We start from the raw sequence: 13,377 nt of genomic DNA, 5'->3' as shown, positions 1-13,377 counted from the left end.
GAACCTCCGGTTACTGACCCAGCGTCAGGGTTTTCATCATCATCGACTTGGTGGTGTTGAGCACCTCGACGTTGGCCTGGTAGCTGCGGGAAGCGGAGATGGTGTTGACCATTTCCCCCACCACGTCGACGTTCGGCATGCGCACGTAGCCCTTGGCGTCCGCCAGCGGGTTGCCCGGCTGATACACCAGACGTTCGGGCGCCGGATCGTCCACCACCTGGGCGACGCGCACGCCGCCGGTCGGCTGCCCGGGCGCCGCCGCGACCTGGAACACCACCTGCTTGGCGCGGTAAGGCTCGCCGTCCGGGCCAGTCACGCTGTCGGCGTTGGCCATGTTGCTGGCGCTGACGTTCATGCGCTGGGATTGCGCCGATAGCGCCGAGCCGGAGATATCAAAAATGTTCAGTAAAGACATGCGCCTTATCCTTGTTGCAGCACGGACATCATCCCTTTGATCTGCCCGTTGAGCAGCGTCAGGTCGGTCTGATATTTCAGGCTGTTATCGGCAAAGTTGGTGCGTTCGCGATCCATGTCCACCGTGTTGCCGTCCATCGATGGCTGGTCCGGCACCCGGTACAACAGATCGAGCTGCGGCGGCTGCAGGGTCTGCGCCGGGATGTGGCGCGCCGCCGTCAGGTTCAGCGACATGCCGTTGCCGTTGACGCGCCCTTGTTCCAGCACTTTGTTCAATTGGCTGGCGAAATCGATATCCCGCGCCTGATAACCCGGCGTATCTGCGTTGGCGATATTGGCGGCCAGAATTTCCTGCCGCTGGGCGCGCAAGTTCAGCGCCTCTTGGCCAAAGCGCAGAGCCGCGTCCAGTTTGTCGAGCATGCTCCCTCCGCGAGGTTAGAATTTGGAGTCGACAGCATAAACGCCCCCTGCGCCACCCTATCGCGGGAATAAACGCAAAATGGGGCGCTATTTATCTGCTTAGCCTGCGCGCGCTGCGGGTACACTTACGCGTATCCCGATGAGGCTTGAGAAGATGACGATGAAAGGTAAAATGCTGCTGCTTATCGGCCTGCTGTGCAGTCTGAACGCGCGCGCCGACGATCTGGCGACGCAAATCGAAAGCTTCATCCAAGGCAAGTTCAGCGGCGAACCGGTGCAGGTGAAAGTGCGGGTGCGCACGCCGCCGGCCCAATGGCCCGCCTGCGAACTGCCGCAGCTGTCGCTGCCGCCCAACGCGCGGATCGGCGGCAACGTCAGTATTTCGGCGCGCTGTGGCCAGGAGCGGCGTTTTATCCAGACGCAGGTGCAAGTGTTCGGCCGCTATCTGGTTTCGGCGCGCGGCATCAGCGCCGGCAGCCGGTTGACCGCGGCGGATCTGACGTTGAAAGAAGGCCGGCTCGATACCCTGCCGCCGCGCGCGCTGACCGAAGCGGGCAAGGCGTTGGGCGCCGTCAGCCTGCGCAACATCAGCCCCGGCCAACCGCTGACCCTCGCCATGCTGCGCCGAGCCTGGATTATCAAGGCCGGGCAATCGGTACAGGTCAACGCGCAGGGCGAAGGATTCAACATCAGCGGTTCGGGTAAGGCGATGAACAACGCCGCCGCCGAAGACAGCGTGCGGGTGCGCATGGCGTCCGGGCAGATCGTCAGCGGCGTGGTCGGGGACGACGGCGCGATCCGCATTACGTTATAAAAAAGTAAAGGTTCCGCAAACCTTGCCGATAAGACAAATCAAGCAGCATTTTATCGGCCACCAGGGCCGCAACACTTTCATTGCAGCGTCGTCGCCCGAGAGCGGTCACGGCGTAAACGGAGATGGACCATGAGTATCGATCGCACCCAGCGGTTACAGCCGGTTTCCACTGTGCAACCGCGTGAAACCCCGGCCGACAACCCGCTCCAACCGCGTAAGGCCGCCGTGGCCGAAACGGCCGTCAGCGGCACGCAGGTCAAGCTGAGCGAGGCGCAGGCGCGCCTGATGCAGCCGGGCACCCAGGATATCGATATGGGCCGGGTCGAGGCCATCAAGCAGGCGATCCGCAGCGGCGAACTGAAGATGGACGCCGGCAAAATCGCCGACGCGCTGCTGCAAGACGCGCAGAGCGACATTCAATGGATCGCCGGGCGCGACTGACGGCGCGGCGGCGAGTAGCGGTAAAGGATAAGTCATCACTATGGAAAACCTGGCACAACTGCTGGATAAACTGTTGGAAACGCTGCAGGCGCTCAATGGCGTGCTGGAGGAAGAGCACGACTTGCTGTGTTCCGGCCAGTTGCCCGGCGTGGCGCTGCAGCGCGTCACCGATGCCAAAAGCCAGCTGCTGGCGACGGTCGCCTACCTCGAGCAACAGCGCCTGGGGCAGGAAAAAGCCTGCGGGCAACGCGCGCCCTACGCCAGCCATGCGCCCCTGGCCGATCGCTGGCAACGCGTTCAACTGCTGAGCCAAACGCTGCGCGAAAAGAATCAGCACAATGGCCTGCTGCTCAATCAGCAGATCGACCATAACGCTCAGGCGCTGGCGATCCTGAGCAAGAACAATAAATCGCTGTATGGCCCGGACGGCCAGTCGCACGCCGGCAGCCTGCTCGGCAGAAAAATCGGCGTCTGACCTGACTCATTTCGCCCGGTGAACGCACCGCCGGGCGCGGGTTTCCCCGGTTATGCGCAGCCTCTCGCATTTTCTTCTTACCGCTTTCTGAATTCCCTTAACGCTATGCGCCAGGCTGCGCATGCCGTGAATTTGGCTGTTTCTTTCCCTTTGGCCGCTTGTCACCCTGTGGTTATTTTTAAACCACTTGAAATATACCCTTAACGGGTATAGATTCGCAGGGAGAGCGAATGGCCGATATTTATCTCACCAAAACCTTTCTGGGTTTTGCCGCGCGCGAGCGCATCAGCGACGCCACGATAGTGAAAGCGGCGCGAGAGATGCAACGTCAGCTGTACGACGCCAATCTTGGCGGTTGCGTATACAAAAAGCGCATCGCTCGGACGGGTGCGGGCAAACGGGGCGGCTATCGGGTACTGATCGTTTTTCGCGATGAAGAACGCCTGTTTTTTATGCGCGGCTTTGCCAAAAGCGAGAGAGAAAACATCAGTACGGACGAGTTACAAGGATTGAAACATCTGGCTGCGCTGTATCTGGATTATTCGCCATTCAGACTTTACCAGCTGGTCAACAACAAGGAATTGCGGAGGCTAAGCGATGAGTAAAATTCTTGCCGAGATCCACCAGGAAGTTCAGGGCCTGCACCGCGCCGGTTTCGTCGACGACGTGACCATGCGCACCTTCGACATGCTGTGCCTGCGGCCGGTGAAACAGTTCGGGCCGGCCGAGATCCGCGCATTGCGCGAACGCGAAAACGTCAGCCAGCCGGTGTTTGCGCTGTATCTCAACGTCAGCAAAAAGGCGGTACAGAAATGGGAGCGCGGCGAAGCGCAACCGAACTCCGCCGCGATGAAGCTGTTGACGCTGGTGGAACGCAACGGCCTGGCGATCCTGGCCTGAAGCGCCCCTCCCACCACTTCGCTCACCGGATGAGGTCGGCAGCCGTCGGCCAGACAATCAAAGTTGAAATCAGAACACATTAAACAGCCCTCGATACAACAAGGAACTATCCGATGTATATTATCGATTCTATTAATTACTTCATATCGAGAGCCAGCGAATCGGCCTATTGAATAAAACGCTTCAGGGTATTTATATTCATACCATAAATGCCCGCAGCTTACATTTACCTTACCTGTTTTTGTTACTTAAACGGCGTCAATTTAGACGCTCGCAGCTTATAAAGCTCATTGTTTTTCGCTTTAAACTGGCCATCGATAATACCGCCATACCAATCGCCATACATCGGATTCGGGAAGATAATAAAACGCTTGCCAAATTCTTGCTGCACATCCTCCATCATTTTATTCCTTTCAGCCTGGCTTTTACCTTTTGAATCAATAAAGTCAGCCAGATTGTCGCCAAAATACAGCACGACGTCATACTGGCTTTCCAACGCGTCGCGACGACTCTGTTTACCCTGCATCTCCGGTGTTTTTAACAACAGATTTTCTTTTTTCGCCTGAGGCAAATTAATGCGGCGTAAATTTTTTAGCGTCACGTCAATCTGCGACTGCTTTCTGTCACTCAGGTAGAAAATGGTAACGCCGTTTTCATCGGCAAACCTCAGGAAATCGATAGCGCCGGGCACGGCTTCCGCCGCTGCCATGTCGACCCATTCATCCCAACCGTCAAGCAAAAACGACTGGTTCTTTATCAACCAGGCCTGGTGCGGGCTGTCATCCAGCACGGTCTCATCAAGATCCAGCACGACGGCACGCGGCTTCTCCGATTTATTCTTTAATTCCTGCTCAAGTCGGAGCTTGCCCAACTGATACCCTTGATAAAAAGCCGCCCGTGCCTCTGCCGCATTCTGATACCACAATACCGACATGGCGAATTGTTCCGTGAGGCAACTGGCGGGCAGTTCAGTCCGGGAAGGATCGCAGTGATTATTTGACGAAGCGGTGAAAGCCACGCATAAAAGTAATAATGGCATGTATGATTTTAAAATTTTCATAGATACTCCATATAAGTTTAATTTTATGAGAGTACGGCGAGGATTATTTATATAGTTAATACATTGCGCATAATTTACTAAGGGACGGGTAAATTAACGCCCTTCACGCACGTTTAATCTTCATAAATTTGAAGATTAAGCGGAAATTACAATAAAACAAAGAGAGAAACAACGTATAAAAATAGGATTATGACTGTTGTCACACAAACAGGCTCCAGATTGTGCCGCGCGACAAAGGCGGCCGTGAGTCTTGAATTTCCAGGCTCATTTTATCGCTTAAGCATAACGCCGGCCGGCGCCAAACTACCCCACCGAACCGGGCGGCGACCTATTCGTAATTGACGATCACCTGATTGCCAATCACCCGCAGCGGCGGATTCAACCCGCCTTGCGACTGCACGTAATAGACAAAGCGCAATTCCGCATTGGCCGGTTCGCCCTGCAGACCGTTGCTGCTGCCACTGCCGCCGCCGAGCGGAATGCAGCGGTTTACCGTGCAGAGCTGGGCCTGCAGCCCGGCCGGCTCCGGCCCCAGCAAACGGTAGCGCCAGCTGACGCGGGTGATGCGCGCATTGGCGTCCGGCAGCGCGTTCGGCGGCCGCAAACCGGCGGACTCATCGCGCATGCCGCCCTGTTCCAACGTCACGCCCGCCCCTTCGGCCACCCAAGAGCCGGACACCGCGCCGGCAGTCAACGGGGCCAGCAAACACAGCACGAACAGACAGCGTTTCATCAGGCGGCTCCGATGGTCGAGGTCATGCGAATCTGGCGATCGTCGTTGATCTCGAGGTTGGACAGCACCACGAGCTGCGGCAGGCTGCGACGCAGGAAGCGCGCCAGTAAAGGCCGCAGCGCATGGTTAACCAACAGCACCGGCGGCGCGCTGAGCATCTCTTGCCGCTGCAGCGCCTGGCGCGCCTGTTCCAGCAGGCGATCGGCCAGCCCCGGCTCCAGCCCGCCGCCGCCCTGCAACGCCTGCAGCAACAGACGCTCCAGTTGGGTATCCAGACCGATGACCTGAATCTCGCCGTTGCCCGGGAACCACTGCTGCGTGATCGCCCGGCCCAGCGCCACCCGCACCACGGTGGTCAGTTCATAAGGATCGCTCTGCGCCGGAGCGTGCTCCGCCAACGTTTCGACGATGGTGCGCATATCGCGGATGGAGACGCGCTCGGCCAGCAGGTTTTGCAGCACCTTGTGCAGCGTGGTCAGTGATACCACGCCCGGCACGAAGTCTTCGGTCAGCTTCGGCATCTCCTGCGACACGCGATCCAGTAACTGTTGGGTTTCCTGGCGGCCAAACAGTTCGCTGGCGAACTGGCCGATCAGGTGATTGAGGTGCGTCGCCACCACGGTGCTGGCTTCCACCACGGTAAAGCCCTGGATCTGCGCCTGCTCGCGCAAGGCACTGTCGATCCACACCGCCTCGAGCCCAAAGGCCGGATCGACGGTTTTGTCTCCCGCCAGGTCGCCCACGGCATTGCCGGGGTTGATCGCCAGCCAGCGGCCCGGCTGCGCTTCACCGCTGCCGATTTCGACGCCTTTCATCAGGATGCGGTAGCTGGCAGGCGGCAGTTCCAGGTTGTCGCGAATGTGTACCACCGGCGGCAGATAGCCCATGTCCTGCGCGAATTTCTTGCGGATACCGCGAATACGCCCCAGCAGCTCGCCGTTCTGTTGAAAATCGACCATCGGAATCAGCCGGTAGCCCACCTCCATCCCCAGCGGATCTTCCAACTGCACGTCGGCCCAGCTGGCTTCGGCGGCCTGCGGGTTGTCCGGCATCACTGGCTCTTCAACCGCTCTCGGCGCCTGTTGTTCACGGCCGCGCAGCCACCAGGCAAGACCCAACAGAGCCGCGGTAAACAGCAGGAACACCAGGTTCGGCATGCCCGGCACCAGGCCCAACAGCCCGAGCACCCCGGCGCTCAACAGCATCACGCGCGGATTGTTGAACAGCTGGCCCACCATCTGCTCGCCGACGTCCTGATCGGTCGCGACGCGGGTGACGATAACGCCGGCGGCGGTGGAGATCACCAGCGCCGGGATCTGCGCCACCAGGCCGTCGCCGATGGTCAGCAGCGTATAGCTTTCCGCCGCCGCCCCCAGCTCCATGCCGTGTTGCACCACGCCGACCAACAGGCCGCCGACCACGTTCAGCACCATGATCATCAGGCCGGCGATGGCGTCGCCGCGCACGAATTTACTGGCGCCGTCCATCGAGCCGTAGAAATCGGCCTCCTGGGTGACTTCGGCGCGGCGTTTCTTCGCTTCGTCCTCGCCGATCAACCCGGCGTTCAGGTCTGCGTCGATCGCCATCTGCTTACCCGGCATGCCGTCCAGCACGAAGCGCGCGCCCACTTCGGCGATACGCCCCGCCCCCTTGGTGATCACCATAAAGTTGATCAACACCAGGATGATGAACACCACGATACCGATGGCGAAGTTGCCGCCCACCAGGAAGTGGCCGAAGGCCTCCACCACGCGGCCGGCGGCGGCGGAACCGGTGTGCCCTTCCAGCAGGATGATGCGCGTCGACGCGACGTTGAGCGACAAACGCAGCAGCGTGGAGAACAGCAGAATGGTCGGGAAGGCGGCGAATTCGAGCGTGCGCTGGGTGAACATCGCCACCAGCAGCACCATGATCGACAGCGCGATGTTGAAGGTAAACAGCAGGTCGAGGATAAACGCCGGCAACGGCAGCACCATCATCGACAGGATCAGCAGGATCAACACCGGGCCGGCCAACACCTGCCACTGCGTATCTTTAAAATTGCCCGGCAAACGAAGCAGGGAGGCCAAATTAGCCATCAGAGTCACTCTCTTTTGCAAAATCCAGTGCTTCCGGCACCGGTAAACGTTCAGGTTTTTTCGGGATCAGGCCGCCCTCGCGCCGCCAGCGGCGCAGCTGGTACACCCAGGCCAGCACTTCGGCGACCGCGGCATACAGGGTGGCCGGAATATGTTGCCCAATTTCGCTGTGTCGATACAGCGCACGCGCCAGCGGCGGCGCCTCCAGCATCGGGATGCGGTGTTCCGCGCCGAGCTCGCGGATGCGCAAGGCGATTTCACCGGCGCCCTTGGCCAGCACTTTCGGCGCACTCATTTTTTTATCGTTGTACTGCAACGCGACGGCGTAGTGCGTCGGGTTGGTGACGATCACGTCCGCCTTGGGCACATCGGCCATCATGCGGCGCCGGGCGATCGCCCGCTGCTGCTGACGAATGCGCCCCTTGACGTGCGGGTCCCCCTCCTGGTCTTTGAATTCGTCGCGAATATCCTGCTTGGTCATCTTCAGCTTTTTGAAGTGGCTCCACAGCTGGTAGAACACGTCGAACGCCACCATCGGCGTCAATCCCAGCACCACCAGAAAACCGCAGAACAGAATCATCTGCAGCGCATTGCCCAACGCGTCGAGCGGCTGCTGGGTCATCAGATGCAGCATCGCCGCCCAGTTGTGCCACAGATAGAGGCCGGTCACCCAGCCGACCAGCGTCGCTTTCAGGATCCCTTTCAGCAGCTCGGCCAGCACCTGGCTGGAAAAGATGCGCTTCAACCCGGACAACGGGTTCAGCCGTTTCAAGTCGAACTTGATCGACTTGCCGCTGAACAGGATGCCCCCCAACAGCATCGGCGCGGCGAGCGCCACCAGCACCAGCCCCGCCATGATCGGCAACAGCGCCAGCACCGCCTGGCGCAGCAACATGCCCAGCTGGCGCAGCATCTGTTTATCGTTGCTGACCATGCCGTGGTCGAAGTTCAAGCCCTGCGTGAGCATCGCCGCCAACTGTTGCGCCATGTTGCTGCCGGACATCAGGATGATCGCCAGGCCCGAGAGCAGCATCAGTACCGAGGTCAGTTCGCGGGAACGCGGGATCTGGCCGTCTTCACGCGCCTTCTCCAGCCTGTGGGGCGTGGGGGCCTCGCTTTTTTCCAGATCGCTGTCTTCAGCCACGAAACGCCGTTCCTGTGTCGGGAGGGTAAAGAATGGCGGTCAGCATGCCAAAAAATTGGCGATGTCATTGACGGAACAACGGGGGAAAAGGCGGGTTATTTAGGGGATGAGACGAAAACTGCGCGGAATGTTGTCGGGGCGCGCCGCTGCGCGCCCCGATAAGCCTCAGAAACCGAGGCTGTCGAGCAGATCGTCGACCTGCGCCTGGTTGGCGATCACGCCGACGCCGTTCTGATCGAGCTGTGGGCCGTTCAGCAGGCTGTCGTTCGGCCGTTTTTCCTTCACCGGCTGCTCCGGCATGTTTTCCATCAGCACCATCAGCAGCTGCTTTTCGATCTCCTGCACCACGTCCATCATGCGCTTGATCACCTGACCGGTCAGATCCTGGAAGTCCTGCGCCATCATGATCTCCAGCAGTTGGGCGTTGGTGAAGGCCGTATGGCCCGGCACCTGATCCAGATACTGGCGCGTGTCGTTGACCAGAGAACGCGCGTCGTCCAGTTCGATAGGATTGGCGAACCACTCGTCCCAGCGCCCCTTCAACGCGTTCGCGCCGGATTCCAGCTCCGCCTGGCGCGGTTGCGCCGCCTCCACGCAGTTCAACGCCCGTTCCGCCGCCTGCGCCGTCATGGTTACGACATAGTCAAGACGGTCGCGCGCATCCGGGATCGCCTCTGCCGCCTGGGCGATCGCCTGATCGAGCCCCAGTTCGCGCATGCTGTCGCGCAGCATTCGGGTCAGTTGGCCGATGCGGGAGATGATCTCTCCCGCGGTCGCTGCATCGCTGGCAGGCATTGGAATGTCTCTCATCGCCCTCTCCTTACATGCCCAATTTTTCAAAAATCTTGTTGAGCTTTTCTTCCAGCGTCGCCGCCGTAAATGGTTTCACTACATAACCGCTGGCGCCGGCCTGCGCCGCCGCGATGATATTTTCTTTCTTGGCTTCCGCCGTCACCATCAATACCGGCATCGCGGCCAGCGCGCTATCGGCGCGGATGGTTTGCAGCAGCTCCAGCCCGTCCATGTTCGGCATGTTCCAGTCGGACACCACGAAGTCGAAACCGCCGGCGCGCAGCTTGTTCAGCGCATCCGCGCCGTCTTCAGCTTCTTCGACGTTGTTGAAGCCCAGCTCTTTGAGCAGATTTCTGACGATGCGACGCATGGTGGAAAAATCGTCCACAACCAGAAATCTGAGGTTCTTGTCTGCCATTGTTACTCCTGAAATAGTTAACCGTTTAATGATGCAAAACCGCAGGCCGCCGCGCGGCGAACCTGGGTCATATCGCCGCCGAGTAGACCCTGCGGACTAAAATCAAATGCGCAATGCCTGGCCGCCGGCGATCTGCGCCAACATGCGCTGGCTCATCCTGTCCAGCTCGACCACTTCGCTGACGCCGCCGCCGGCGATCGCCTCGCGCGGCATGCCGAACACCACACAGCTCGCCTCGTTTTGCGCCAGGGTATAGGCCCCGGCGCGGTGCATCTCCAGCATCCCCGCCGCCCCGTCGTTGCCCATGCCGGTGAGGATCACGCCCACCGCATTGCGGCCGGCATATTGCGCCACCGAGCGGAACAGCACGTCGACAGACGGACGATGGCGGTTAACCGCCGGGCCGTCATGCAGCTTCACCTGATAGTTGGCGCCGCTGCGCGCCAGTTCCAGGTGGCGGTCTCCCGGCGCGATGTAGGCATGGCCCGGCAGCACGCGCTCGCCGTCCTCCGCTTCTTTCACCGTGATCTGACACAGCTTGTTCAGCCGCTCGGCGAACGAACGGGTGAAACCGGGCGGCATGTGCTGGGTGATCAGCAGCGCCGGACTGGTGGCAGGCAGCGGCTGCAGCACCTGGCGGATCGCTTCGGTGCCGCCGGTGGAAGCGCCGATGGCGATCAGTTTTTCACTGCTCAGCAGCGGCGCGTGGCTGAGGATCGCCGGCGCCGGGCTGTTGGAACGCTGTGGCAGGCGCGCCCTGGCGGCGGTGCGGATCTTCTCGGCAATCAGCTCGCTGTAAGCCAACATGCCTTCGCGAATGCCGAGCTGCGGTTTGGTCACGAAGTCCACCGCGCCCAGCTCCAGCGCGCGCAGCGTGATTTCCGAGCCTTTGCCGGTCAGCGAAGAGACCATCACCACCGGCATCGGCCGCAGGCGCATCAGCTTCTCGAGGAAATCCAGCCCGTCCATGCGCGGCATCTCGACGTCCAGCGTCAGCACCTGGGGATTAAATTTTTTGATCAGATCGCGCGCCACCAGCGGATCCGGCGCGGTCGCCACCATTTCCATGTCGGCGTGGCCGTTCACGATTTCCGTCATCAGCTGACGCATCAGTGCCGAATCGTCTACGCATAACACTCTGATTTTACTCATTACCTCTCCTTGGTCAGCCCATACACAGTCTGCCCACGCAAGTAGAAATCCCGGCTGATTTGGCTGAAATTCTCGGAGTGGCCGGCGAACATCAGCCCCCCCGGCTTAAGCAAGGGAACGAAGCGGCGCAGGATGCGCTCCTGCGTCGCCTTATCGAAATAGATCATGACGTTGCGGCAAAAAATGGCGTCGAACTGCCCCGGCAGCGCCCACTCCGGCGCCAGCAGGTTCAGCGGCTGAAAGTTCACCCGCGCCGCCAGTTCCGGCCGCACGCGCACCAGCCCCTGATGCGGCCCGGTGCCGCGCAGGAAATAGCGCTGCATTTGGGTCGGCGTCAGGGTGCGCAGATCTTCCTGGCGGTAAACGCCCGCTTCCGCTTTTTCCAGCACCTGCGTATCGATGTCGCTGGCCCAGACCTGGCAACTGCCGGCCCGCTGGCCCAATGCATCGCTCAGCGTGATGGCGATCGAATACGGCTCTTCGCCGGTCGAGGCCGCGGTGCTCCAGACGCTGTAGCCGTTCGGCCGCGAGCGCGCGTGTTCCGCCAGGATCGGGAAGTGATGCGCCTCGCGGAAAAAGGCCGTCAGGTTGGTGGTCAGCGCGTTGATAAACGCCTGCCACTCCGCGCTGTTCGGATCGCTTTCCAGCAGCGCCAGGTAGTCGCCGAAATCGTGCAGTCCCAACAGCCGCAGCCGGCGCACCAGACGGTTGTAAACCATCTCGCGCTTATGCTCCGCCAGCACGATGCCGGCGCGTTGATAAATCAACTGGCTGATACGGCGAAAATGCACGTCCGACAGCGGCAGGCGCTGCACCATTTGCGTCAACATCGACGCAGTATCCCGGTTAGAAGTTGACGGCACCTGTTTCATGCCACCTCACCGGGGAAACACGTGCTGCTTATGCGGTTTAACAATCTTGGGCTTCCTTTACCACGGGTGAAACTGCGTTGTTGCTGTTACCTGGCGCGACGAAGTTATCGTCCGCCAGACGGAATACCGCGACCGCGTCAGCCAGGGTAATGGCCTGCTCTTCCAGCGCGGTGGCGGCAGAAGCGGACTCTTCCACCAGCGCGGCGTTCTGCTGGGTGACCTGATCCATCTGGGTCACCGCCTGCGTCACCTGCTCGATGCCGCGGCTCTGTTCATCCGAAGCCGACGCGATCTCGCCCATGATATCGGTCACGCGGGTCACCGAACGCACGATGTCCTGCATGGTGGCGCCGGAGTTTTCCACCAGCACCGAGCCGTGTTTGACGCGGCTGACCGATTCATCGATCAGCACCTTGATCTCTTTCGCCGCCTGCGCGCTGCGGCTCGCCAGGTTGCGCACTTCGCCGGCGACCACGGCGAAACCGCGCCCCTGTTCACCGGCGCGCGCCGCTTCCACCGCCGCATTGAGCGCCAGAATGTTGGTCTGGAAGGCGATGCCGTCAATCACGCTGGTGATGGCGCCGATTTTCTGCGAACTGTTGGCGATATCGTGCATGGTGGTCACCACGTCGCCGGCCAGTTCGCCGCCCTTGGCCGCGGTGGCCGAGGCGTCGCGCGCCAGTTGAGAAGCCTGTCGCGCATTATCGGCGTTCTGTTTCACCGTGGCGGTCAGCTGTTCCATGCTGGCGGCGGTCTGTTCCAGCGACGCGGCCTGCTGCTCGGTGCGGGAAGAGAGATCGTTGTTGCCTTCGGCGATCTCCTGCAGGCCGATCAGAATCGACTCCGCCCCGTCGCGCACCGCGCCGACGGTGCCGATCAGCGACTGCTGCGTGCGTTGCAGGCTGGCGAACAGCATGCTGATTTCATTGCGGCCATACACCTGAATCGGCGTCGCCAAATCGCCGGCGGCGATGCGTTCAAAGTGGCTGCGGATCTGGTTCAGCGGCTGTACCAGCATGGTGCGTAACCACCACATGGCGCTGCCGGTCACCACGATCAGCATCAAGACCGCCCCCGCCAGCATCAGGCCCGCCAGCGTGAAGGAGAACTGGTTGGCGTCTCTGGCTTCGCTGATGTCGCCGTTGACCAACTGCAGGTACTGCACGAAGTCGGCTTCGAACAGGTCCTGGGTTTTCTGCGTCGGCTGGTCCATAAACGCCTGCAGCTCCCCTTTCTCCAGGAAGCCGATCAGCTCGCGCAGCGCGCCGCGCAGCCGCTCGTAGCTGGCCTTGGTGGTTGCCGTCTGCTGACTCTGTTGCTCACTGCTGCGCTCAACCGCCATGAACTGATTGAAATAAAGATCGGCCTTCTGCAGCGAACTGCGGGCGCTGCTCATCAATTCGTTCACCTGCTCCTGCGGCAGTTTCAGCGCCGCACGGGTGCCGGCGCGGTTAAGCGTATTGCGCGCCTGCAACAGCGACACCCAGCTCAGGCTGAGCGAATCGCGCTGCTGGCTGCCGAGGGTGATGATGTCGAGGTTGTGGTTATCGGAACGAAACGCGGAATACGACAGGCCGCTGCTGGCCAACTGCAGAACGCAGAAGGTCATCAACAACAGGAACAAGCTGGTAGAGATACGGATTCGGTTAAACACTGTGAACCTC

General features: G+C 60.5%; 16 protein-coding genes. 5 read left to right on the top strand and 11 right to left on the bottom strand.

Annotated features, from left to right (window positions below; genetic code table 11):
- Positions 1-10 precede the first annotated feature (10 nt).
- Entirely contained in the window at positions 11-415 is a 405-nt protein-coding gene (flgC, locus tag REA38_RS01240; protein ID WP_004934826.1) for a flagellar basal body rod protein FlgC, read from the bottom strand.
- A gap of 5 nt (positions 416-420) precedes the next feature.
- The gene (gene flgB / locus REA38_RS01235; protein ID WP_033634995.1) at positions 421-834 is read right to left on the bottom strand and encodes a flagellar basal body rod protein FlgB; all 414 of its coding nucleotides are present in this window, start codon (positions 832-834) and stop codon (positions 421-423) included.
- A gap of 160 nt (positions 835-994) precedes the next feature.
- Between flgB and flgA the strand changes: the two genes are divergently transcribed.
- From flgA to REA38_RS01210, 5 genes are all read left to right on the top strand, one after another.
- Positions 995-1,648: a flagellar basal body P-ring formation chaperone FlgA gene (flgA, locus tag REA38_RS01230; RefSeq protein ID WP_033634996.1), complete on the top strand. Its 654-nt coding sequence runs from the start codon at positions 995-997 to the stop codon at positions 1,646-1,648.
- A 129-nt stretch (positions 1,649-1,777) separates the two neighbouring features.
- Positions 1,778-2,089, top strand: coding sequence for a flagellar biosynthesis anti-sigma factor FlgM (gene flgM, locus REA38_RS01225; protein WP_033653635.1), 312 nt, complete (start codon positions 1,778-1,780; stop codon positions 2,087-2,089).
- 40 nt (positions 2,090-2,129) lie between these two features.
- On the top strand, positions 2,130-2,564 hold the full coding sequence (locus REA38_RS01220) for a flagella synthesis protein FlgN (RefSeq protein ID WP_033634998.1): 435 nt from the start codon (positions 2,130-2,132) through the stop codon (positions 2,562-2,564).
- 230 nt (positions 2,565-2,794) lie between these two features.
- Positions 2,795-3,169, top strand: a complete 375-nt coding sequence (locus tag REA38_RS01215) for a type II toxin-antitoxin system RelE/ParE family toxin (protein WP_047571546.1) — start codon at positions 2,795-2,797, stop codon at positions 3,167-3,169.
- Positions 3,162-3,464 carry a DNA-binding transcriptional regulator gene (locus REA38_RS01210; RefSeq protein ID WP_047571545.1) on the top strand — a complete coding sequence of 101 codons (303 nt, stop codon included), beginning with the start codon at positions 3,162-3,164 and terminating at the stop codon, positions 3,462-3,464. Before REA38_RS01215 ends, REA38_RS01210 begins: the two co-directional genes overlap by 8 nt.
- A gap of 244 nt (positions 3,465-3,708) precedes the next feature.
- Here REA38_RS01210 and REA38_RS01205 read toward each other — a convergent pair whose 3' ends face one another.
- The 9 genes from REA38_RS01205 to REA38_RS01165 form a co-directional block, all read right to left on the bottom strand.
- Positions 3,709-4,524 carry a 5'-nucleotidase, lipoprotein e(P4) family gene (locus tag REA38_RS01205; RefSeq protein WP_033653633.1) on the bottom strand — a complete coding sequence of 272 codons (816 nt, stop codon included), beginning with the start codon at positions 4,522-4,524 and terminating at the stop codon, positions 3,709-3,711.
- A 328-nt stretch (positions 4,525-4,852) separates the two neighbouring features.
- Entirely contained in the window at positions 4,853-5,257 is a 405-nt protein-coding gene (locus tag REA38_RS01200; protein WP_041035624.1) for a flagellar protein FlhE, read from the bottom strand.
- Complete coding sequence (flhA, locus tag REA38_RS01195) at positions 5,257-7,335, bottom strand: flagellar biosynthesis protein FlhA (protein WP_103829612.1); 2,079 nt, start codon at positions 7,333-7,335, stop codon at positions 5,257-5,259. Before flhA ends, REA38_RS01200 begins: the two co-directional genes overlap by 1 nt.
- Positions 7,328-8,479, bottom strand: a complete 1,152-nt coding sequence (gene flhB / locus REA38_RS01190; protein ID WP_015378261.1) for a flagellar biosynthesis protein FlhB — start codon at positions 8,477-8,479, stop codon at positions 7,328-7,330. The genes flhA and flhB overlap by 8 nt, the downstream gene beginning before the upstream one ends.
- A gap of 165 nt (positions 8,480-8,644) precedes the next feature.
- Positions 8,645-9,289: a protein phosphatase CheZ gene (gene cheZ / locus REA38_RS01185; protein ID WP_004934858.1), complete on the bottom strand. Its 645-nt coding sequence runs from the start codon at positions 9,287-9,289 to the stop codon at positions 8,645-8,647.
- A gap of 10 nt (positions 9,290-9,299) precedes the next feature.
- Entirely contained in the window at positions 9,300-9,689 is a 390-nt protein-coding gene (gene cheY / locus REA38_RS01180) for a chemotaxis response regulator CheY (protein ID WP_004934862.1), read from the bottom strand.
- Positions 9,690-9,791: 102 nt separating this feature from the next.
- Positions 9,792-10,841: a chemotaxis response regulator protein-glutamate methylesterase gene (locus tag REA38_RS01175; protein WP_033635003.1), complete on the bottom strand. Its 1,050-nt coding sequence runs from the start codon at positions 10,839-10,841 to the stop codon at positions 9,792-9,794.
- Complete coding sequence (gene cheR, locus REA38_RS01170) at positions 10,841-11,713, bottom strand: protein-glutamate O-methyltransferase CheR (RefSeq protein WP_033653631.1); 873 nt, start codon at positions 11,711-11,713, stop codon at positions 10,841-10,843. Before cheR ends, REA38_RS01175 begins: the two co-directional genes overlap by 1 nt.
- Positions 11,714-11,750: 37 nt before the next feature.
- Positions 11,751-13,367 (bottom strand): methyl-accepting chemotaxis protein, encoded by a 1,617-nt coding sequence (locus tag REA38_RS01165; RefSeq protein ID WP_033647792.1) that lies wholly within the window; start codon positions 13,365-13,367, stop codon positions 11,751-11,753.
- Between the last annotated feature and the right edge of the window lie 10 nt (positions 13,368-13,377).

The sequence above is a fragment of the Serratia sp. MF1(2023) genome (assembly GCF_030954545.1).
GTDB classification, from domain to species: Bacteria; Pseudomonadota; Gammaproteobacteria; order Enterobacterales; family Enterobacteriaceae; genus Serratia; species Serratia sarumanii.
The sequence above is the reverse complement of the archived record's forward strand: the minus strand, read 5'-3'. Positions and strand labels throughout refer to the sequence as shown.

What these genes read in the sequence shown, in the direction of transcription:
- cheR (WP_033653631.1), bottom strand. Translation starts at nt 11,713, where the DNA reads ATGAAACAGGTGCCGTCAACTTCTAACCGGGATACTGCGTCGATGTTG.
- REA38_RS01200 (WP_041035624.1), bottom strand. Translation starts at nt 5,257, where the DNA reads ATGAAACGCTGTCTGTTCGTGCTGTGTTTGCTGGCCCCGTTGACTGCC.
- flgC (WP_004934826.1), bottom strand. Translation starts at nt 415, where the DNA reads ATGTCTTTACTGAACATTTTTGATATCTCCGGCTCGGCGCTATCGGCG.
- flgM (WP_033653635.1), top strand. Translation starts at nt 1,778, where the DNA reads ATGAGTATCGATCGCACCCAGCGGTTACAGCCGGTTTCCACTGTGCAA.
- flgB (WP_033634995.1), bottom strand. Translation starts at nt 834, where the DNA reads ATGCTCGACAAACTGGACGCGGCTCTGCGCTTTGGCCAAGAGGCGCTG.
- REA38_RS01215 (WP_047571546.1), top strand. Translation starts at nt 2,795, where the DNA reads ATGGCCGATATTTATCTCACCAAAACCTTTCTGGGTTTTGCCGCGCGC.
- REA38_RS01205 (WP_033653633.1), bottom strand. Translation starts at nt 4,524, where the DNA reads ATGAAAATTTTAAAATCATACATGCCATTATTACTTTTATGCGTGGCT.
- flgA (WP_033634996.1), top strand. Translation starts at nt 995, where the DNA reads ATGAAAGGTAAAATGCTGCTGCTTATCGGCCTGCTGTGCAGTCTGAAC.
- cheY (WP_004934862.1), bottom strand. Translation starts at nt 9,689, where the DNA reads ATGGCAGACAAGAACCTCAGATTTCTGGTTGTGGACGATTTTTCCACC.
- REA38_RS01175 (WP_033635003.1), bottom strand. Translation starts at nt 10,841, where the DNA reads ATGAGTAAAATCAGAGTGTTATGCGTAGACGATTCGGCACTGATGCGT.
- REA38_RS01210 (WP_047571545.1), top strand. Translation starts at nt 3,162, where the DNA reads ATGAGTAAAATTCTTGCCGAGATCCACCAGGAAGTTCAGGGCCTGCAC.
- REA38_RS01220 (WP_033634998.1), top strand. Translation starts at nt 2,130, where the DNA reads ATGGAAAACCTGGCACAACTGCTGGATAAACTGTTGGAAACGCTGCAG.
- cheZ (WP_004934858.1), bottom strand. Translation starts at nt 9,289, where the DNA reads ATGAGAGACATTCCAATGCCTGCCAGCGATGCAGCGACCGCGGGAGAG.
- flhA (WP_103829612.1), bottom strand. Translation starts at nt 7,335, where the DNA reads ATGGCTAATTTGGCCTCCCTGCTTCGTTTGCCGGGCAATTTTAAAGAT.